Genomic DNA, 14,193 nt, shown 5'->3' with positions numbered 1-14,193 from the left:
CCTCAGCCCAGCACTTTCGTTCTGTATTAATGGCCGCGGAAACTAACGGAACTCTCTATCAACGTCAAATTTAATCTAATTGATAGTGATTCGCATTTAGCTTTACATTAAGAAAATCATCCCTATAATCCCCCCTCAATCGGCGCCAGTGGTGAGCAACCAACCACTGCCGACCAACAAGAGCAGAAGTACAGAAATTACCTCAAGGACAACACCATGAAACTTCGCCCAATTGCAGCGGCCATACTGGGCCTGGCTTCCGTCGCTAACCTGCATGCCGAAACTTCAGGCTCAGCAGCCAACAGCGACCTGGAACTGATTGTGGTCAGCGGCCGCGCGGAAAAGCCGCTGAAAGATGTCGCAGGAAGTGTTTCTGTTGTCACCAATGAGGACATCGAACAGCTTCAGCTGAACGATATGAATCAGCTGTTCCAATACGAGCCCGGAGTTGAAGTAACCGGCGCCGCCGGCAGTGCACAAAATATCCTGGTACGCGGCATGGGTGGCGACCGGGTACTGATTATCAAAGACGGTATGCGGGTTAACGAAGGCTATGGAGCCAATGGTAAAAATGACATCGTGGGCCGCGGCTTTATTGAAATAGATACCCTGAAACAGGTAGAGGTGGCCAAGGGCGCTGCGTCTTCTTTATACGGCTCTGATGCGCTTGCCGGCATCGTGGTATTCACCACCAAAGATGCCAGCGACTATCTGGAGGATGGAGAGCAATTCGGTGGTGCGATCAAAACCGGATACACCGGTATTACCAATCAATCACACATCTCCCCTACCCTGGCTCTTCGCACCGGCAACTTTGAACAACTACTGCATACCACCTTCCGCGATGGCGAAGAGCAACAAAATTTCGACGAAAACCAGGACCCCTTCGATATTGAATCCAAGAGTCTGCTCTACAAGGCCAAGTACAACTTGGGCGGCGAGGATTTTGTCAGTTTTAGCATCGATCACTGGAATCAGGAAAGCACCGGCAACAGCGCCGATGGCCTGCTCCACTACTTCCGTGGGCTGGCCGATTACGGCTACAGCATCGTCAAGGAAGAATCGAACTCCGATAAAGAGGTCCGCGCTTACCAACTGCGTTACCACAGCGAGACCCCTAGTGCAGTCTATGACCAGCTAAATATCAGCCTGTATAAAAACGAATCCGAACAGCAAGACGAGCAGTATGGCCAGCTGGACATCAATGCCCCTATGTTCGGAGTTTTTGAAATTCGTGATATGTGGGAAACTGGCCTTTATAGCCAAGATACTATTGGCTTTCTCTCCAATGCCAGCAAGGCCCTGAACGAAACCCACACCCTGGGATATGGCCTCGACCTGGAAAAAACTGAAAGCCGCCGTACCATGCACCAGTATCGTGAAGTGGAAGGTAGTTCCACCCTGGATGTGACCACCGAAAAATTCCCGGAAAATACCGTCTCCCGCGCGGGCTTATTCCTGAACGATGAAATGACTTTTGCCAATGGCCAGCTGATTGTAACCCCCGGGGTACGCTACGACTGGTACGAAATGGACCCCGATGGAGCAGAGAAAGCTGACGGCACAGCCTTTGCTACGATTGAAGAGAGCAACTTCTCCTTCAACCTGGGTGCCTTATACAAAATCAACTCCCGCTTGTCTGCCTTCGCGCAGTATGGCCAGGGATTCAAAGTACCGGCCTATGATCTGGCCTATATCGAGCATTACCTGCAACCAACTTCTACCTATGCTTATGAAGTATTGCCAGCGGACGACCTGTCCCCTGAAACCAGCGATACTTTTGAGCTCGGCCTGCGTGGACACCTGGGCCCAATCGCCTTCAGCGCTGCCGCCTTCTATACCGAGTACGACGACTTCCTCGAAACAGTGCTTATTGAAAGCGAAACTTTCTTTAACAACGATGGCAGTTTCTCTCACGTATTTGAGCAATACCAATACCAAAACATCGACTCAGTGACGATCAAAGGAGTGGAGCTGAGCACAAATTGGTACTTGACTCCAGCATTCGAGCTATTTGCAAATGCCAGCTATCAACGCGGTGAAAACGATACCACCGGCGAATACCTCACCAGTATCAGCCCGCTTTCTGGTGTCGTTGGTGCCAGCTACACAGTCGCACAACTTTCCAGCCAAGTACTAGTGCGCTGGGCAGACCGCATGGAACATGTCAATGAAGGCGAAACAGGGACTCCAGGCTATGGCTCTGTAGATTGGACACTGGGCTACCAGCTGATGGAGCAGATGTCTCTCAACCTGGCCGTCAACAACCTGCTCGACAAGGAGTTTGTGCCCTACCTAAATGTTGCTGGCTGGGATGAAGGCAGTGATATCTACGTAAACTCTGCTCCGGGCCGTACTTTCTCTGCATCCATTAAGTACGATTTCTAAAATATTAATCCGGCTAATTTGTGGATAGCCGGATTGATACGACGCAAGGAAGCGTCGTCGCTGGTCACGGCCAGCAAAGCCCCTGAAATACAAATCACTCTGCGCTTTTGCGCAATTTCAGAGGCTGAATCAGGTAGGTCACGGACGACCTTTTTTGACTAGCGGAGAACGCACCCTCCTTTTCTCATACTCTCCTATAAGTCCCTTGCGGCCGCCCCAATGCGGCCTTTTTTTATTCTGCTGCATCAATAGAATATTTATCTGCGGAAAAAATTAACTAAGAGGCTTAATATCAGGCTGACAATAATCATCGAGACAATTGGAAAATAAAAACGAGTGCGGCTAGATTCAATACGAATATCCCCCGGCAACCGGCCAAACCAGTTAAATAGCCAGGGGGCAAAATGCAGCGCTATACCAACGACTATCAGGACCAATCCAGTAATAATCAACCAGCGTGACATAGCTCTCCTCTCATTTTGCTCTATTCAATTGACAAGAAGAATTTGTTTACCCCTCTAACCCCCTTGAGCACGCAGGATTAGGCAGCTACCATAAGTGACCAACTGACACTTAGTGAGGCAATGAACGAGAAAGAATTCCTTGCCGCCTACTACAAGGGCAACTTTGAAGCCCCTCTAGTTACCGTAGATGCCGTCTTGTTTACTTATCAAGATAGTCAACTCAAAGTTTTGCTGGTAGAGCGCTCCAATCATCCCGAACAGGGAAAATGGGCGCTGCCCGGAGGTTTCATTTCCGAGAGCGAAGATAAGACCCTAGAGGATACGGTCACCCGAAAGCTCAAGGAGAAAACCGGAGTTGTTCCCCCTTATGTTGAGCAGCTAGCTACCTTTGGTAGCGCCTCCAGAGATCAGCGAGGCTGGCCTGTAACCATTTGTTACACGGCTCTGATCGCTCATCAGGCCTGCGAAAGCGAATTAGAAACCATCTCCGATGTCGCCTGGCTGCCTATCGAAAAAGTTAAGAAAATGAACTTGGCCTTTGACCATCTCAAAATTATTAATAAGGCAAATAAGCGTCTTATTCAAAAGGCTCTTTACAGTATTATCCCAGCCTACGCACTGCCCAGAAAATTCATTCTACCCGAGCTTCAACAGGTGCACGAAGTCATTATCGGCAAACCTCTACAGAAAAAGTCCTTTCGCAGAAGGATTGAGCAGACAGATCTTCTGATAGATACCGGTGAAAAACGTACTGAGCGAGGTCGCCCGGCCGCGTTGTACAGTTTGCGCCAGGTTCAGGGAAACATACTTTCGTGTGGAATCTGGAGCAATAGCCCTGCCCCATTGTCCCTAATTTTATTTAGCAATCACTCTCAAGCAGGTATAAGAAGGATTTTATAGGTGAATATTGAAACGTTAGACAAGGTAAAAGGCTGTTTAGTCGGGCTCGCATGCGGTGATGCTGTGGGTACCACGTTGGAGTTTAAGTACAAAGGGGAATTCACTCCTTTATCAGACATGGAAGGTGGAGGCCCATTTGGATTAAAAAAGGGGCAATGGACCGATGATACCTCCATGGCGCTCTGCCTGGCCCACAGTTTACTCCAGAAGAAAGGCTTCAGTGCGACTGATCAGATGAATCGTTACTGTAACTGGTACCAATATGGGTATATGAGCTCTACGGGTGAGTGCTTCGATATTGGTTCAACAGTTTTATCCGCATTAAATCGATATCTGCAAACAGGTGATCCTTTTAGTGGTTCAACATCTACTCGCTCGTCAGGTAATGGTTCACTCATGCGCTTAGCGCCAATTCCCATATTTTTTTCTTCAACAGCTTCGGATGCCATTTATTTCGCAGGGGAAAGCTCCAGAACCACTCATGGCTCGGACGAATGCATCGAAAGCTGCCGACTCCTCTGTAATCTTATACTTTCCATGTTTATTGGCATCAATAAAAATGAGCTTCTCGCTTCTATCGAACAAACTCCAACTAATGAAAAAGTAAAAACCATTGCCAGTGGGCAATTTCTAGACCAGCACTATGAAGAGTTAACCGGAAGTGGTTACGTTATCGAGTCCCTAATATCGGCGCTTTGGTGTTTTTTCAATACCAATAGTTTTCGGGAAGCCATTCTTTTGGCAGCCAATATTGGCAACGATGCTGATACAACAGCAGCCATTTGCGGACAAATAGCCGGAGCTTACTACGGAGTTTCTGGAATACCTGAGGAATGGGCCCAGCAAATCTCTTTGTCGGAAGAAATTCACACCTTGGCAGAAGATCTCTATAAGGTTGGACTATCAGTCGCCAATGAATGGTAAAGCCGGTATAAGCCGGCTCTTGAACGCGATGTAATAAGAAGAGCTCAGATAGCTGTTGCCAGCATCCCCTCCTGTGTGGGCATTTCTGCCAGTAAGCGGACGGCCTCAAAATCCTGATCGACCAACAGCTTGCCATCGCGAAATACTGGGCGAAGCTGATTGATATACTCTCCTAACTACTGCTCGCGAATCGTTTGGTACTGGCCATCGTGAGTGCTTCCATAAACTATATTACAAGAGTTCTACCAACCATCGTTGCGACGAAAGATCTATGGATCAATAGAAGACCTACAAAAGGATCTGGACGAATGGCTCGTATATTACAATAATGATCGAACTCATCAGGGTAAAAAGTGTTGTGGTCGCACACCGATAGCAACCCTTGAAGAGGGTAAAAGTATCTGGAAGCAGGAGCTCGTAAACTGAATTTGACCTGACAGAGCACCTTCTAAAAAACCGGTGACTGTCAGATCAAGTCTGAACTACAACAGATTAATAATTTGATATATTTATTTATCCGTTAATTTTGAGCGTTACCGTTACCGTTACCGTTACCGCCACGAGGAGGTTCTGAAATTTCAAGTACCGTCCAATTTTTTGCTAGGAGTTGACCTTGTAAAGTTTCATTCTCATTTCTGACGTAGGCATCGGGCCCAAACCTTAGATGGTCGGGTCCAACTGGATAAGCTATGAGTGCCCCTGTGTTAGCATAGGTGCTTAGAGAAGTGGCCATTTGGTTGTTTATCAATGGCGCATTTCCATTTTGTCCATATCTAGGATCATAACGCCTTCCTTGTTCTGCAGAAAAACGATAGGGCTGAGCATCAGTATTTAGACGATAGCCTTGATCAGCAAGCTCGGCGCTAATTGCACCTCTCAAAGAGGGGTCGTATGTAAGTAGGTTTTGATCACCAATTAATGATAATTGTTTCTGGGCCCCACCATTGGAATAGAGTCTATCATTAACTTCAATAGGTTCTTCAACTGCTATCATCGTGTCGGGAATATTTAAAATTGCAGTTGCAGTATTTTTTGCAGCTGCTCTTATATCCTGAGATTGTGCGCCATGCCTTTCTCCCATTATGAGAAGTGCACACATGTCTCCTTCATGATACATAAGTATCGGAGGTGGCATTTGAAAGTCGGCTCCAGTGTCCGGTATTTGTGCGAAAGCATCGCTCATTGTGGCGACCACATAAATATTGTACTGATCTATTGCACTCCAAATTGCGCGAGCATTAGGTAATTGGCTAAGTTGTGTTACTGGCATCATTAATTCCTATCTTAAAAAATTACAGAGTGTTCAATAAGCTACATTGACATAGCTAGCAGAAGTCTAGGGCTAACTAGAAAGGTTTTTTGTCTTTATGTTTCTCCTTTTTGTATACTCTTGGCATTTACTTTGTATCTTAATCCTTAGTTTGATTACATATACATTTATTTCATGGTGAATAGATTAAGCATTGGAGAAGCCGCTAACGAGCGGTGTAGAAAAACAGATTAACCAAGCCCTCTATCCATTCAATCGTCGCCATCTAAATTTCTGAAAATTTTTTCTAGAGAACTATAATTATCTCAATATATAAAAATTTAGTTTCTTGTAAGCGACCTTAAATCACAGCCAAATGGCCGAAATGAAATGGCTGGAAGCGGCCGATAAAAACCGCAAAATCATAATCTGGCTGCATTGCAGCAAGCTCCTGCTGTATTTTCTCTCCCCGGTCTCTCCAGGAAACCCCAGGAGTTATTGCCCTCTAGTCACTAAAGGTCAAATGGAGCGCTATGTTAACTTTTATCACTCTTTTGATGGACCATTTCAAGAGCATACTGATAAGCTTCTCTGACATCGTCTTTTAGTGAGTTGACACCTATACCACTTAATACTTCCTTATAGCTGGTATTGGATGGATTCTGAAGCCACTTCATCATCACACTATTTTTTAACATGATATTGCTAAGTCTTTCATCCCTTAACGAGTCAGATTTTCCTTGTAAAATGTGAATTCCTTGTAGCTCTACCGCGTTTCTCACAATTTGCTTGGAAATATTACTCACATCCAGCTGAAAAGTATTTTTAGGCTGATTACTCATTATCTTCTCCTTGCCCCTTTATTTGGTCATCCATCTCAAAGCCTGTAGTTGATATATCCGAAAAGGATTTTGTCAATGCATCGTTAACTTCTCGGCAGATAGCCATGATTGACTGCTGTAGTTCTTCACCCAAGTCAACATCGGTGCCTTGACTGCTAATCAGTTTATCCAGCTGCTCTTCAAAATCCGGAGGGAGGTAACTTTCTCTTGTAGGTTTTGTATTAGGCATAAGTTGAAATCCTTAACGCATGAACATTGAAAGCAACAGCATCAAGAAACTCTGAATCACAGCCACGATCAACTGTATATGTGCAACGATAATTATCAGCAGGAAGATGAGGTTGAATGGTTGGGTCAACCATTTCTGAAATGCTTTCCCGGCAACTGTAGAGGTTTGTAAGGCTGTATCCCTTACATGATCGGCTGCACTTTGAACCAAAAAAGAGGAAGACATACGCTTCCCTTCTTTTGCCGCCCCCCCCTCGTCTTTCATAAAATTACAAATCAACTATTTTATTTAGCTGCTTAGTCATCAACAACATACGCTGGTTACGCGCATTGACTTGATCTTGCAGCGTAGTTTCCACAGCGCTATTGATGGAACGCTGCAAGTAAGCACTAGACATCACATCAATCAGCCTCCCCTTCCCTGCGGAGAGCTCCCTAAGCGTTGGTGTATCATCATCCTTTGCCATCTGTTAATCCTTTCAGACAGTAAATTAGAAGGTATCTCTAAATGTGCGCGCCCCAACTGCCGACATTTGCAGGATTGAATTTGCTGTTGCCTGCATTTGAGTTGCGCCGGTATGGGTAAATTCACGTACTTGTAGTTTAGATAGTGCAGACAAATCGCGCAGACCATCTAGATGAAGGCTAAGTGCTGAAGAAGTTGCCATCTGATCAACCACTTTAGTCGCCAGGCGATCTCGGAAAGTATTTCTCATAACTTGCTCCTTTTATTAAGGGGTAGCGATAAACCGCTACCCCTTGAAGGTCAAAAACCTTACTTACCGCCATCCATGATGTAATTTACGGCCTTTGCACCTGCCGCCGCCATTTGCGTCATAGCATTGGAGGTTGCTTGCATTTGTGTTGCACCTGTGTGAGTAAACTCACGAACCTGCAGCTTGGAGAGCGCAGACAGGTCACGTAGACCATCCAGATTCAGGCCTTGTGCTGAAGAACTGGTTGTCTGGTCAGACACTTTAGGGTCAACACGATCGCGATAAGGGGAAGGTTGAATACCGTCTACAGTATTGGTTTCATCAGACATAATTTTTTCCTTTCAATCAGTTAATTAATCAACCCAGTTATTGGGCTATATCACTGTACGGAAAATCCCAACCACTGATAATCGGGAAACTTTTCTCCATCAGCGATTAGATAGCTGTGCAGTATCTTTCTGCCCCTCCCCTTTACTACCATTACCCAAAATAGCATTTACCGCAGTGGCGCCAGCCGCAGCCATTTGTGTCATGGCATTGGATGTGGCCTGCATCTGGGTAGAACTGGTATGAGTAAATTCACGTACCTGTAATTTGGAAAGTGCAGAAAGATCGCGCAATCCATCTAGATTTAGGCTTTTCGCAGCACTTGAAGTGGTTTCATCAGATACTTTGGGGTCGAGCCGATCCCGGTAAGGCGAGGGATCAATTCCTTCCAAGTTGCTATCAGTTTCATCAGACATGTTTTTTCCTTCTCTTAGAGGGTTGCTAGGTATGTAGCCCGATCACTCTAAACCGCGATTTATAACCAGTTAATCGGGAATTGCTTCCTCCTTTTGGCTTAGCGAGACATCGATAGGCTCCAAGATTTAAACCAAGTCAAGGAGCTATCATGAAGTCATTCAATAAAAGTTGGATTTTCCTTCTCTCAGCAATGATCCTCTCAGGAGTCATTATCTATGCCTGCACGATCCCGAAGAATCGACTCAACAGTATCCTGGCAATAGACACGTTAACTGTAGCCACACGAATGGATGGGGTGGGCTGTTATTATCATCGTGGTCAACCTGCCGGGCTGGAATGCGATTTACTACAAGCTTATGCAGAGCACCTGGGCGTAAATATTGAATTCAAAAAAGTGTCATCGATTAACAAAATTTTAAATTTAGTGAAAGAAGGAAACGTAGATATAGCAGCTGCAGATCTTACTCACACCCGCAAACGGGAAAAACAAATAACGTTTAGTCACACATTATTTGAAACACGGGAGGTACTCGTACAGCGCAAAAAAAAAGCTCTAGCCGTATTCAAGGATCTAAAAGGAAAAACACTCACTATTCATCAAGATAGCGCCTATCTTGATGAGATAGAGGAGAAAGCCCTATCTCAAGAAATTCCCCTGACCTATCCCGGAAGCGCAAAAAACATGACAGCAATCAGAATTGGTTTTGCGGATAAAACAGTATCAATTCTTGAACTCATTGATGCCGTTAGCATGGGGGAAATAGATTTCACTATCGCCGATGAACACATCGTGAATGGAAGTAATGGTTACAGAAATAACTTAGATACCTCGCTGGTATTTGGGGAAAATCGAAGGGTTGCTTTTGCTTTAACCAAGGATAATGATACTTCTCTCCTAGACGATCTCAACAGTTGGCTGAAAAGTGCAGAGGCCCAGACAATACTCCAGAAATTTCTGAGCCAACCGAACAAGCTAAGAGTAGGCTACCAACAAGAATATATCCTACCCAATAACACGTTAAGCCCCTGGGACAAGCTCTTTAAACGCTATGCAATTGAACCTTTCGATTGGGTATGGCTTGCCGCACAAGCATCTACAGAATCCAACTTTAGGCCCAATGCCATATCCCGCGCCGGGGCACAGGGGCTAATGCAGTTAATGCCTGAAACTGCCAATGAAATGGGAGTAAAGGATAACTTTAACCCGGCACAAAATATCCAAGGTGGCTCCAAGTACAATCTGAATCAATATCAACGTTGGATGAATTTACCGAAACGGGATGCCATGGCCTTTACTTTTGCTTCCTATAACGCAGGTGCAGGACACGTCTTAGATGCCCGCCGACTAGCACTGCAGGATGGGGTGAATCCTAACCAATGGTTCTCAACCAGCAACAGCAAAGGAGTTGAAGATTACATCGTACTCTTGCAAAAAGCAGAGTTCTACAATAATCCAGAGGTAAAATATGGCTATTGCCGCGGCACAGAAACCCGCCATTATGTGCGCAAAATATTTCAGAGAGAAGCCGATTACCGATCCCGGCTTGAGAGCCTTAAGAAAAATGGTGAAGCAATTCCCGATGATAATACATTACCTCGTAACCACACCATATAAGCTCTGACAATCAGATGAGGAAATGCTCATGAGGGATCAAGACTATCTGGATTTTTATTTCAACTTTGATGGTAACGTAACGCGGCGACAGTTCTGGCTGCTTTTTATAATACCGGTGCTCTGCATTCAGTTTATTACTGGGCTAATATTGGAATATGGCAATTTTAATTTCAGCGATGGAATTTGGAAAACCGCAGAAATATTTATGGCGGTAGTCAGTGTCCCGGTTCAGCTAAGCATAATCTGGGTTTCGCTAACAGTATGCAGCAAACGCCTTCGCAGTTCTGGGCTACCCCGTCGTATGTTGATCGTTGCCATACCAGGCATTGGAGCAATATGGGTTTGCGCAGAGTTATTTTTTGCCCCCAATGCAGCCAGGAATTCAAACAGCGAAAAGTTGCTAGAACCTGAAGACACCTTGTACAACAGACCTGACACTCAGTAGGAAAATAGCGCCTGGCCATCCGCTGGGCGCACTTACATCAAACATTACCATACAGTGCCACCTATCATATCCAGACAACCACCCTCCTAATTACAAAATAGTTTTTAGCCAACTTCAAAACCAAAATTTATTAAAAACACTGACACCTCTAAGAAAAAACCACTATATTCTTAGAGAAAGAATACCCTACAAGCATTATTGCGATCCTTCATGGAGCCAATTTTTAAGACTTAAACTCTACACATCAATGTAATTCACTTACATAGCAAGTGAATCACATCACAATTAAAAAATAAATTTATAAACTCTTACTTTCTATTTACCTCTTTTAATCGAATAAAGACAAATAGAGCATCCTCATAAGCTGTAAAGTAAAGTCTGTACCGCAAAGAAGATAGGGAGCAAAGAAGCCTCAAACACCTATATAGACTTCTCTTCCCATAGAATGATAGAAGGGCGTGAGGCATGTGTATTCAACTCTTGAATGCCACCCCTCACCCAACAAACTAACCACTATTCTCTAAAGTGAACATTCTCTCTCATCTTTTAGTATCGCCCTACCTATAAATTACAGCTAAAGAGCATAAAGCATCTAAGGATTGACTCCTAGGAGTATGGGCAAAAAATACCCCCCTGATAGTTGCATCTACATGGTTTTAAGCGGCTACTAACTTTTATCAGCTCCTCTCCCAGACAATTATTTCAAGAGGGCTTGCTTCATAGAACGCCCCTTAAAAGAAGAAAAGTTCAAGTAGAGATAAACCAATGATTAATTCCACCCAACCAAGAAGTATTAAATCATTGACATTTATTGAAAATGTCAACATTCATCATTAACAACGAGCTACCATAGAACAATGAATTAAAGTATTTGGCTATCGGCTAGTAGGTCAATGCCTTTGAGCCCACATATATTCCCTAAATATCTACAAAGATCAAAAAATCAAAATTCAATCCCGGATACTGCAAACTCCGGTGTTACTTTTCCCCACAACTTGTAAATACTACCTTTCCTTTCATCATAAAATCTTTTTTCACTTTCATCCATTCCTAAAAAAATCAAAAGAGCACAAAGCCACACCATAACGCACTGGGAACCATTTCACTCTACGCCAGGGTATATCGTTAATCGTACTCTCGTTGCATGTTATATCTGACAAGGATGACAAAATGCAGCAAGGGAACCAAAACCGCTTTTATAGTGTGGAGATTGATCACAAGAAGCTACCAGATCTGATGCAAGAGCTTATCGAGCTAATTGGCTATAGCGATATGCTTATACTGATAGCTTCTTTTGGAGGGCAGGATGTTTATATCCCTAAATATCCAGAGAGAAGCAAGCTGATAGATATACTACCCATCCAATCCTTGCAAACCCTTAGTGACATCTATGGCGGTACCTATCTCACCTTACCCACATCACGACAAATCGACATTCAGGCACGTAATCGTGAGATTTTACAAGCTTTGCACTTTGGTGAATCTCGATCAGCAGTTGCCAAAAGGTTCGGGCTTGGGGTAAGGCAAGTGGCAAATATAAAAGCAACTGCTAAACACAACAATCGTCACTAAGACAAAAGTATTAAAATAGTTTTGTTTGAAATAAAAATATAGAGAGCTGCTTAACACGTTATTTCTATCTCAACAAATAACAACCCTAACTAGTAGATATGGCTTTTTATCCTGCGTAAAACTAAAATATTAGTTGCCTGAGTAACAGATATTCACCAATGAAAGGAAAAGCAACAGGCTTTCTTTAACTCCAGCCTGTGCCGGTAGCCATTACTCCTTGGTTGATACATGGAGTACATATATGCTTGCTTTCAAAAAGAAGGGATTTAACTTCTTTGTTTAGCCTCAATGAGGCTGGGGTAGAATCCGCTGAAACATCAGATTTTCTTGAGAAGAACTCTTTAAGAGTTGTTATAGCCTGCTTAAATAGCAAGGCCTGTCAATGTAGATCTTAAACCCCAGAAAATGAAGGCCATAGCATTAACATAGGTATTACATACCATGCTCAATTAATATACCGCTTAACCATAAAGTCTATAAAATCGAATTACATACCCTAAACAACTATCCCCCTTAGCTATTTTTTTCACCAAAAGAGCTGCTATTCCCCCGTTATCTGCTATTCATTGACACCCATCTACTCCCACAAGTCAAAAGTATTTTGGCGCCACATCAACTAATTTCACTACCATTATCACAATCTCGACATAAGTAGAACGTTGAAAAACCTAAAATATTTTGGGTAAATTATTCTCCTACTACTTTTAGCTGATAAGCTGAAAAGATTGATTATCTCACTATTGAATTTTTACAAAATAAAAAATAATTCAGTATAGGCTAGGTAGCACTAAGAAAGAGACTCTTCATGCAATGCGTAGTGCTCATTGCACTAGGCAAATCGACATTGTTGTCAATAGCTCTATTGTTATACTGTTCGGCACACCCACCTACCCCAGGGGTCGCCTAAAGTGAGAAGGATTTCTTTTTATACAACATTATTAGCTTTCACTTGCACAATCATCTCTGGTGTAAGCTCTGCTGATACTTTTCTTTCCCGGGGCGCGATCCCCGTGATAGACAAAATTAAGATTAGTAAGGTGACAGGCCCTATTCCATATCCATGGGGTATAGCCTTGCTCCCTGATGGCACTCTAATCATCACTCAGCGAGATGGTAAGTTACGCACCATAAGCAACAATACCCTTTCCGAAGCTATTGATTTTCCAGCGCAGGTTTTCTTTGAGGGGCAAGGAGGGCTTCTGGATGTAATTGCCAGCCCAAACTTTGACAAAGACCAGCTACTTTATTTTAGTTACGCTAGTGGCAATACCGAAAGTAACCGCCTAACTATTGGTAGGGGAAAGTGGCAAAGTGGCCAGCTGGTGGACTTTCAAGAGATATTCAAGGCAGCTCAGGGTAAAAAGAATAGCGCACATTTTGGTTCGAGATTTGCCTTTCTCCCTGACGGTACCCTCCTGGCCAGTATTGGGGACGGCGGCAACCCCCCACAGGATTTTCTCGACATCTTTGCCCGTGAGCAGGGACAAAATCTACAAACACACTTTGGTTCAATAATCCGTATTAGCCCTGATGGTTCAGCACCTGGTGACAACCCCTTTGTAAATACCAAAGGCGCCCTCCCAGAGATTTGGAGTTTTGGCCACCGCAACCCTCAGGGGCTTGCTATCGACCCTGAAAGCCAGGTTATCTGGTCCTCAGAGCACGGTCCTGCAGCTGGAGACGAATTAAACCAAGTCCAAAAGGGCGCTAACTACGGTTGGCCCAGGGTGACCTTTGGTAGAGATTATCGGGATGGATCCAACATCTCTTTCAAAATTGCCAGCCCGGAATTTACCTCTCCTTTCCTTGCCTGGATTGATACTCATGCCCCCGGCGGCCTAACCATTTATACCGGCACAGCATTTCCACAGTGGCGTGGTCACCTCCTTTCCGCTGGTTTGGTCACCCAAGACCTGAGGGTAATCAATCCGCAAGGGGATCCGCTGAATATTGAGAAAAGAATTGTCATCGGTGAGCGGGTTCGAGACGCTGAAATCGGAGCAGACGGCAATCTCTACATCATCACCGATGGACCCCAGGGCCATTTACTTCGTATAGAACCCGATCAGTAAGAAGCCCCTACTCCCACACTCATTAACCCAGTAG

General features: G+C 44.3%; 16 protein-coding genes and 1 pseudogene. 8 read left to right on the top strand and 9 right to left on the bottom strand.

Annotation, left to right across the window (positions count from 1 at the left end; all coding sequences use genetic code 11):
• Positions 1-216 precede the first annotated feature (216 nt).
• The gene (locus ACJJIJ_RS05150) at positions 217-2,388 is read left to right on the top strand and encodes a TonB-dependent hemoglobin/transferrin/lactoferrin family receptor (RefSeq protein ID WP_444938815.1); all 2,172 of its coding nucleotides are present in this window, start codon (positions 217-219) and stop codon (positions 2,386-2,388) included.
• A 257-nt stretch (positions 2,389-2,645) separates the two neighbouring features.
• Here ACJJIJ_RS05150 and ACJJIJ_RS05145 read toward each other — a convergent pair whose 3' ends face one another.
• Complete coding sequence (locus ACJJIJ_RS05145; protein WP_252085488.1) at positions 2,646-2,852, bottom strand: DUF2905 domain-containing protein; 207 nt, start codon at positions 2,850-2,852, stop codon at positions 2,646-2,648.
• A 120-nt stretch (positions 2,853-2,972) separates the two neighbouring features.
• On the opposite strand from ACJJIJ_RS05145, the gene ACJJIJ_RS05140 reads away from it, so the two are divergent.
• The 3 genes and pseudogenes from ACJJIJ_RS05140 to ACJJIJ_RS05130 all read left to right on the top strand — a co-directional run.
• On the top strand, positions 2,973-3,752 hold the full coding sequence (locus ACJJIJ_RS05140; protein WP_444938814.1) for an NUDIX hydrolase: 780 nt from the start codon (positions 2,973-2,975) through the stop codon (positions 3,750-3,752).
• Entirely contained in the window at positions 3,753-4,676 is a 924-nt protein-coding gene (locus ACJJIJ_RS05135; protein ID WP_444938813.1) for an ADP-ribosylglycohydrolase family protein, read from the top strand. It abuts the gene before it with no gap.
• A gap of 225 nt (positions 4,677-4,901) precedes the next feature.
• Positions 4,902-5,102, top strand: a pseudogene (locus tag ACJJIJ_RS05130) (IS481 family transposase); the annotation flags it as partial.
• A gap of 94 nt (positions 5,103-5,196) precedes the next feature.
• Here the strand turns inward: ACJJIJ_RS05130 and ACJJIJ_RS05125 are convergent.
• The 8 genes from ACJJIJ_RS05125 to ACJJIJ_RS05090 form a co-directional block, all read right to left on the bottom strand.
• Entirely contained in the window at positions 5,197-5,949 is a 753-nt protein-coding gene (locus ACJJIJ_RS05125) for a hypothetical protein (RefSeq protein ID WP_444938812.1), read from the bottom strand.
• Positions 5,950-6,461: 512 nt separating this feature from the next.
• Positions 6,462-6,767: a hypothetical protein gene (locus tag ACJJIJ_RS05120; protein ID WP_444938811.1), complete on the bottom strand. Its 306-nt coding sequence runs from the start codon at positions 6,765-6,767 to the stop codon at positions 6,462-6,464.
• Entirely contained in the window at positions 6,760-6,996 is a 237-nt protein-coding gene (locus tag ACJJIJ_RS05115) for a hypothetical protein (RefSeq protein WP_444885327.1), read from the bottom strand. Before ACJJIJ_RS05115 ends, ACJJIJ_RS05120 begins: the two co-directional genes overlap by 8 nt.
• A 12-nt stretch (positions 6,997-7,008) precedes the next feature.
• Entirely contained in the window at positions 7,009-7,260 is a 252-nt protein-coding gene (locus ACJJIJ_RS05110) for a hypothetical protein (RefSeq protein WP_252085482.1), read from the bottom strand.
• Between the two features lie 4 nt (positions 7,261-7,264).
• Positions 7,265-7,462 (bottom strand): hypothetical protein, encoded by a 198-nt coding sequence (locus ACJJIJ_RS05105; RefSeq protein WP_152453974.1) that lies wholly within the window; start codon positions 7,460-7,462, stop codon positions 7,265-7,267.
• Positions 7,463-7,486: 24 nt separating this feature from the next.
• The gene (locus ACJJIJ_RS05100; protein ID WP_444938810.1) at positions 7,487-7,711 is read right to left on the bottom strand and encodes a hypothetical protein; all 225 of its coding nucleotides are present in this window, start codon (positions 7,709-7,711) and stop codon (positions 7,487-7,489) included.
• A gap of 59 nt (positions 7,712-7,770) precedes the next feature.
• Entirely contained in the window at positions 7,771-8,040 is a 270-nt protein-coding gene (locus tag ACJJIJ_RS05095; protein WP_444938809.1) for a hypothetical protein, read from the bottom strand.
• A gap of 99 nt (positions 8,041-8,139) precedes the next feature.
• On the bottom strand, positions 8,140-8,454 hold the full coding sequence (locus ACJJIJ_RS05090) for a hypothetical protein (protein ID WP_252085480.1): 315 nt from the start codon (positions 8,452-8,454) through the stop codon (positions 8,140-8,142).
• A gap of 149 nt (positions 8,455-8,603) precedes the next feature.
• Between ACJJIJ_RS05090 and ACJJIJ_RS05085 the strand changes: the two genes are divergently transcribed.
• From ACJJIJ_RS05085 to ACJJIJ_RS05070, 4 genes are all read left to right on the top strand, one after another.
• Positions 8,604-10,070 carry an MltF family protein gene (locus tag ACJJIJ_RS05085; RefSeq protein WP_444938808.1) on the top strand — a complete coding sequence of 489 codons (1,467 nt, stop codon included), beginning with the start codon at positions 8,604-8,606 and terminating at the stop codon, positions 10,068-10,070.
• 22 nt (positions 10,071-10,092) lie between these two features.
• Positions 10,093-10,515, top strand: coding sequence for a DUF805 domain-containing protein (locus ACJJIJ_RS05080; protein ID WP_444916243.1), 423 nt, complete (start codon positions 10,093-10,095; stop codon positions 10,513-10,515).
• Positions 10,516-11,685: 1,170 nt separating this feature from the next.
• Positions 11,686-12,087: a hypothetical protein gene (locus tag ACJJIJ_RS05075; protein ID WP_444885330.1), complete on the top strand. Its 402-nt coding sequence runs from the start codon at positions 11,686-11,688 to the stop codon at positions 12,085-12,087.
• A 1,010-nt stretch (positions 12,088-13,097) separates the two neighbouring features.
• On the top strand, positions 13,098-14,159 hold the full coding sequence (locus tag ACJJIJ_RS05070; protein ID WP_444938807.1) for a PQQ-dependent sugar dehydrogenase: 1,062 nt from the start codon (positions 13,098-13,100) through the stop codon (positions 14,157-14,159).
• Positions 14,160-14,193 lie beyond the last annotated feature (34 nt).

This window comes from Microbulbifer mixtoriginis (SeqCode) (assembly GCF_052467945.1).
The sequence above is the reverse complement of the archived record's forward strand: the minus strand, read 5'-3'. Positions and strand labels throughout refer to the sequence as shown.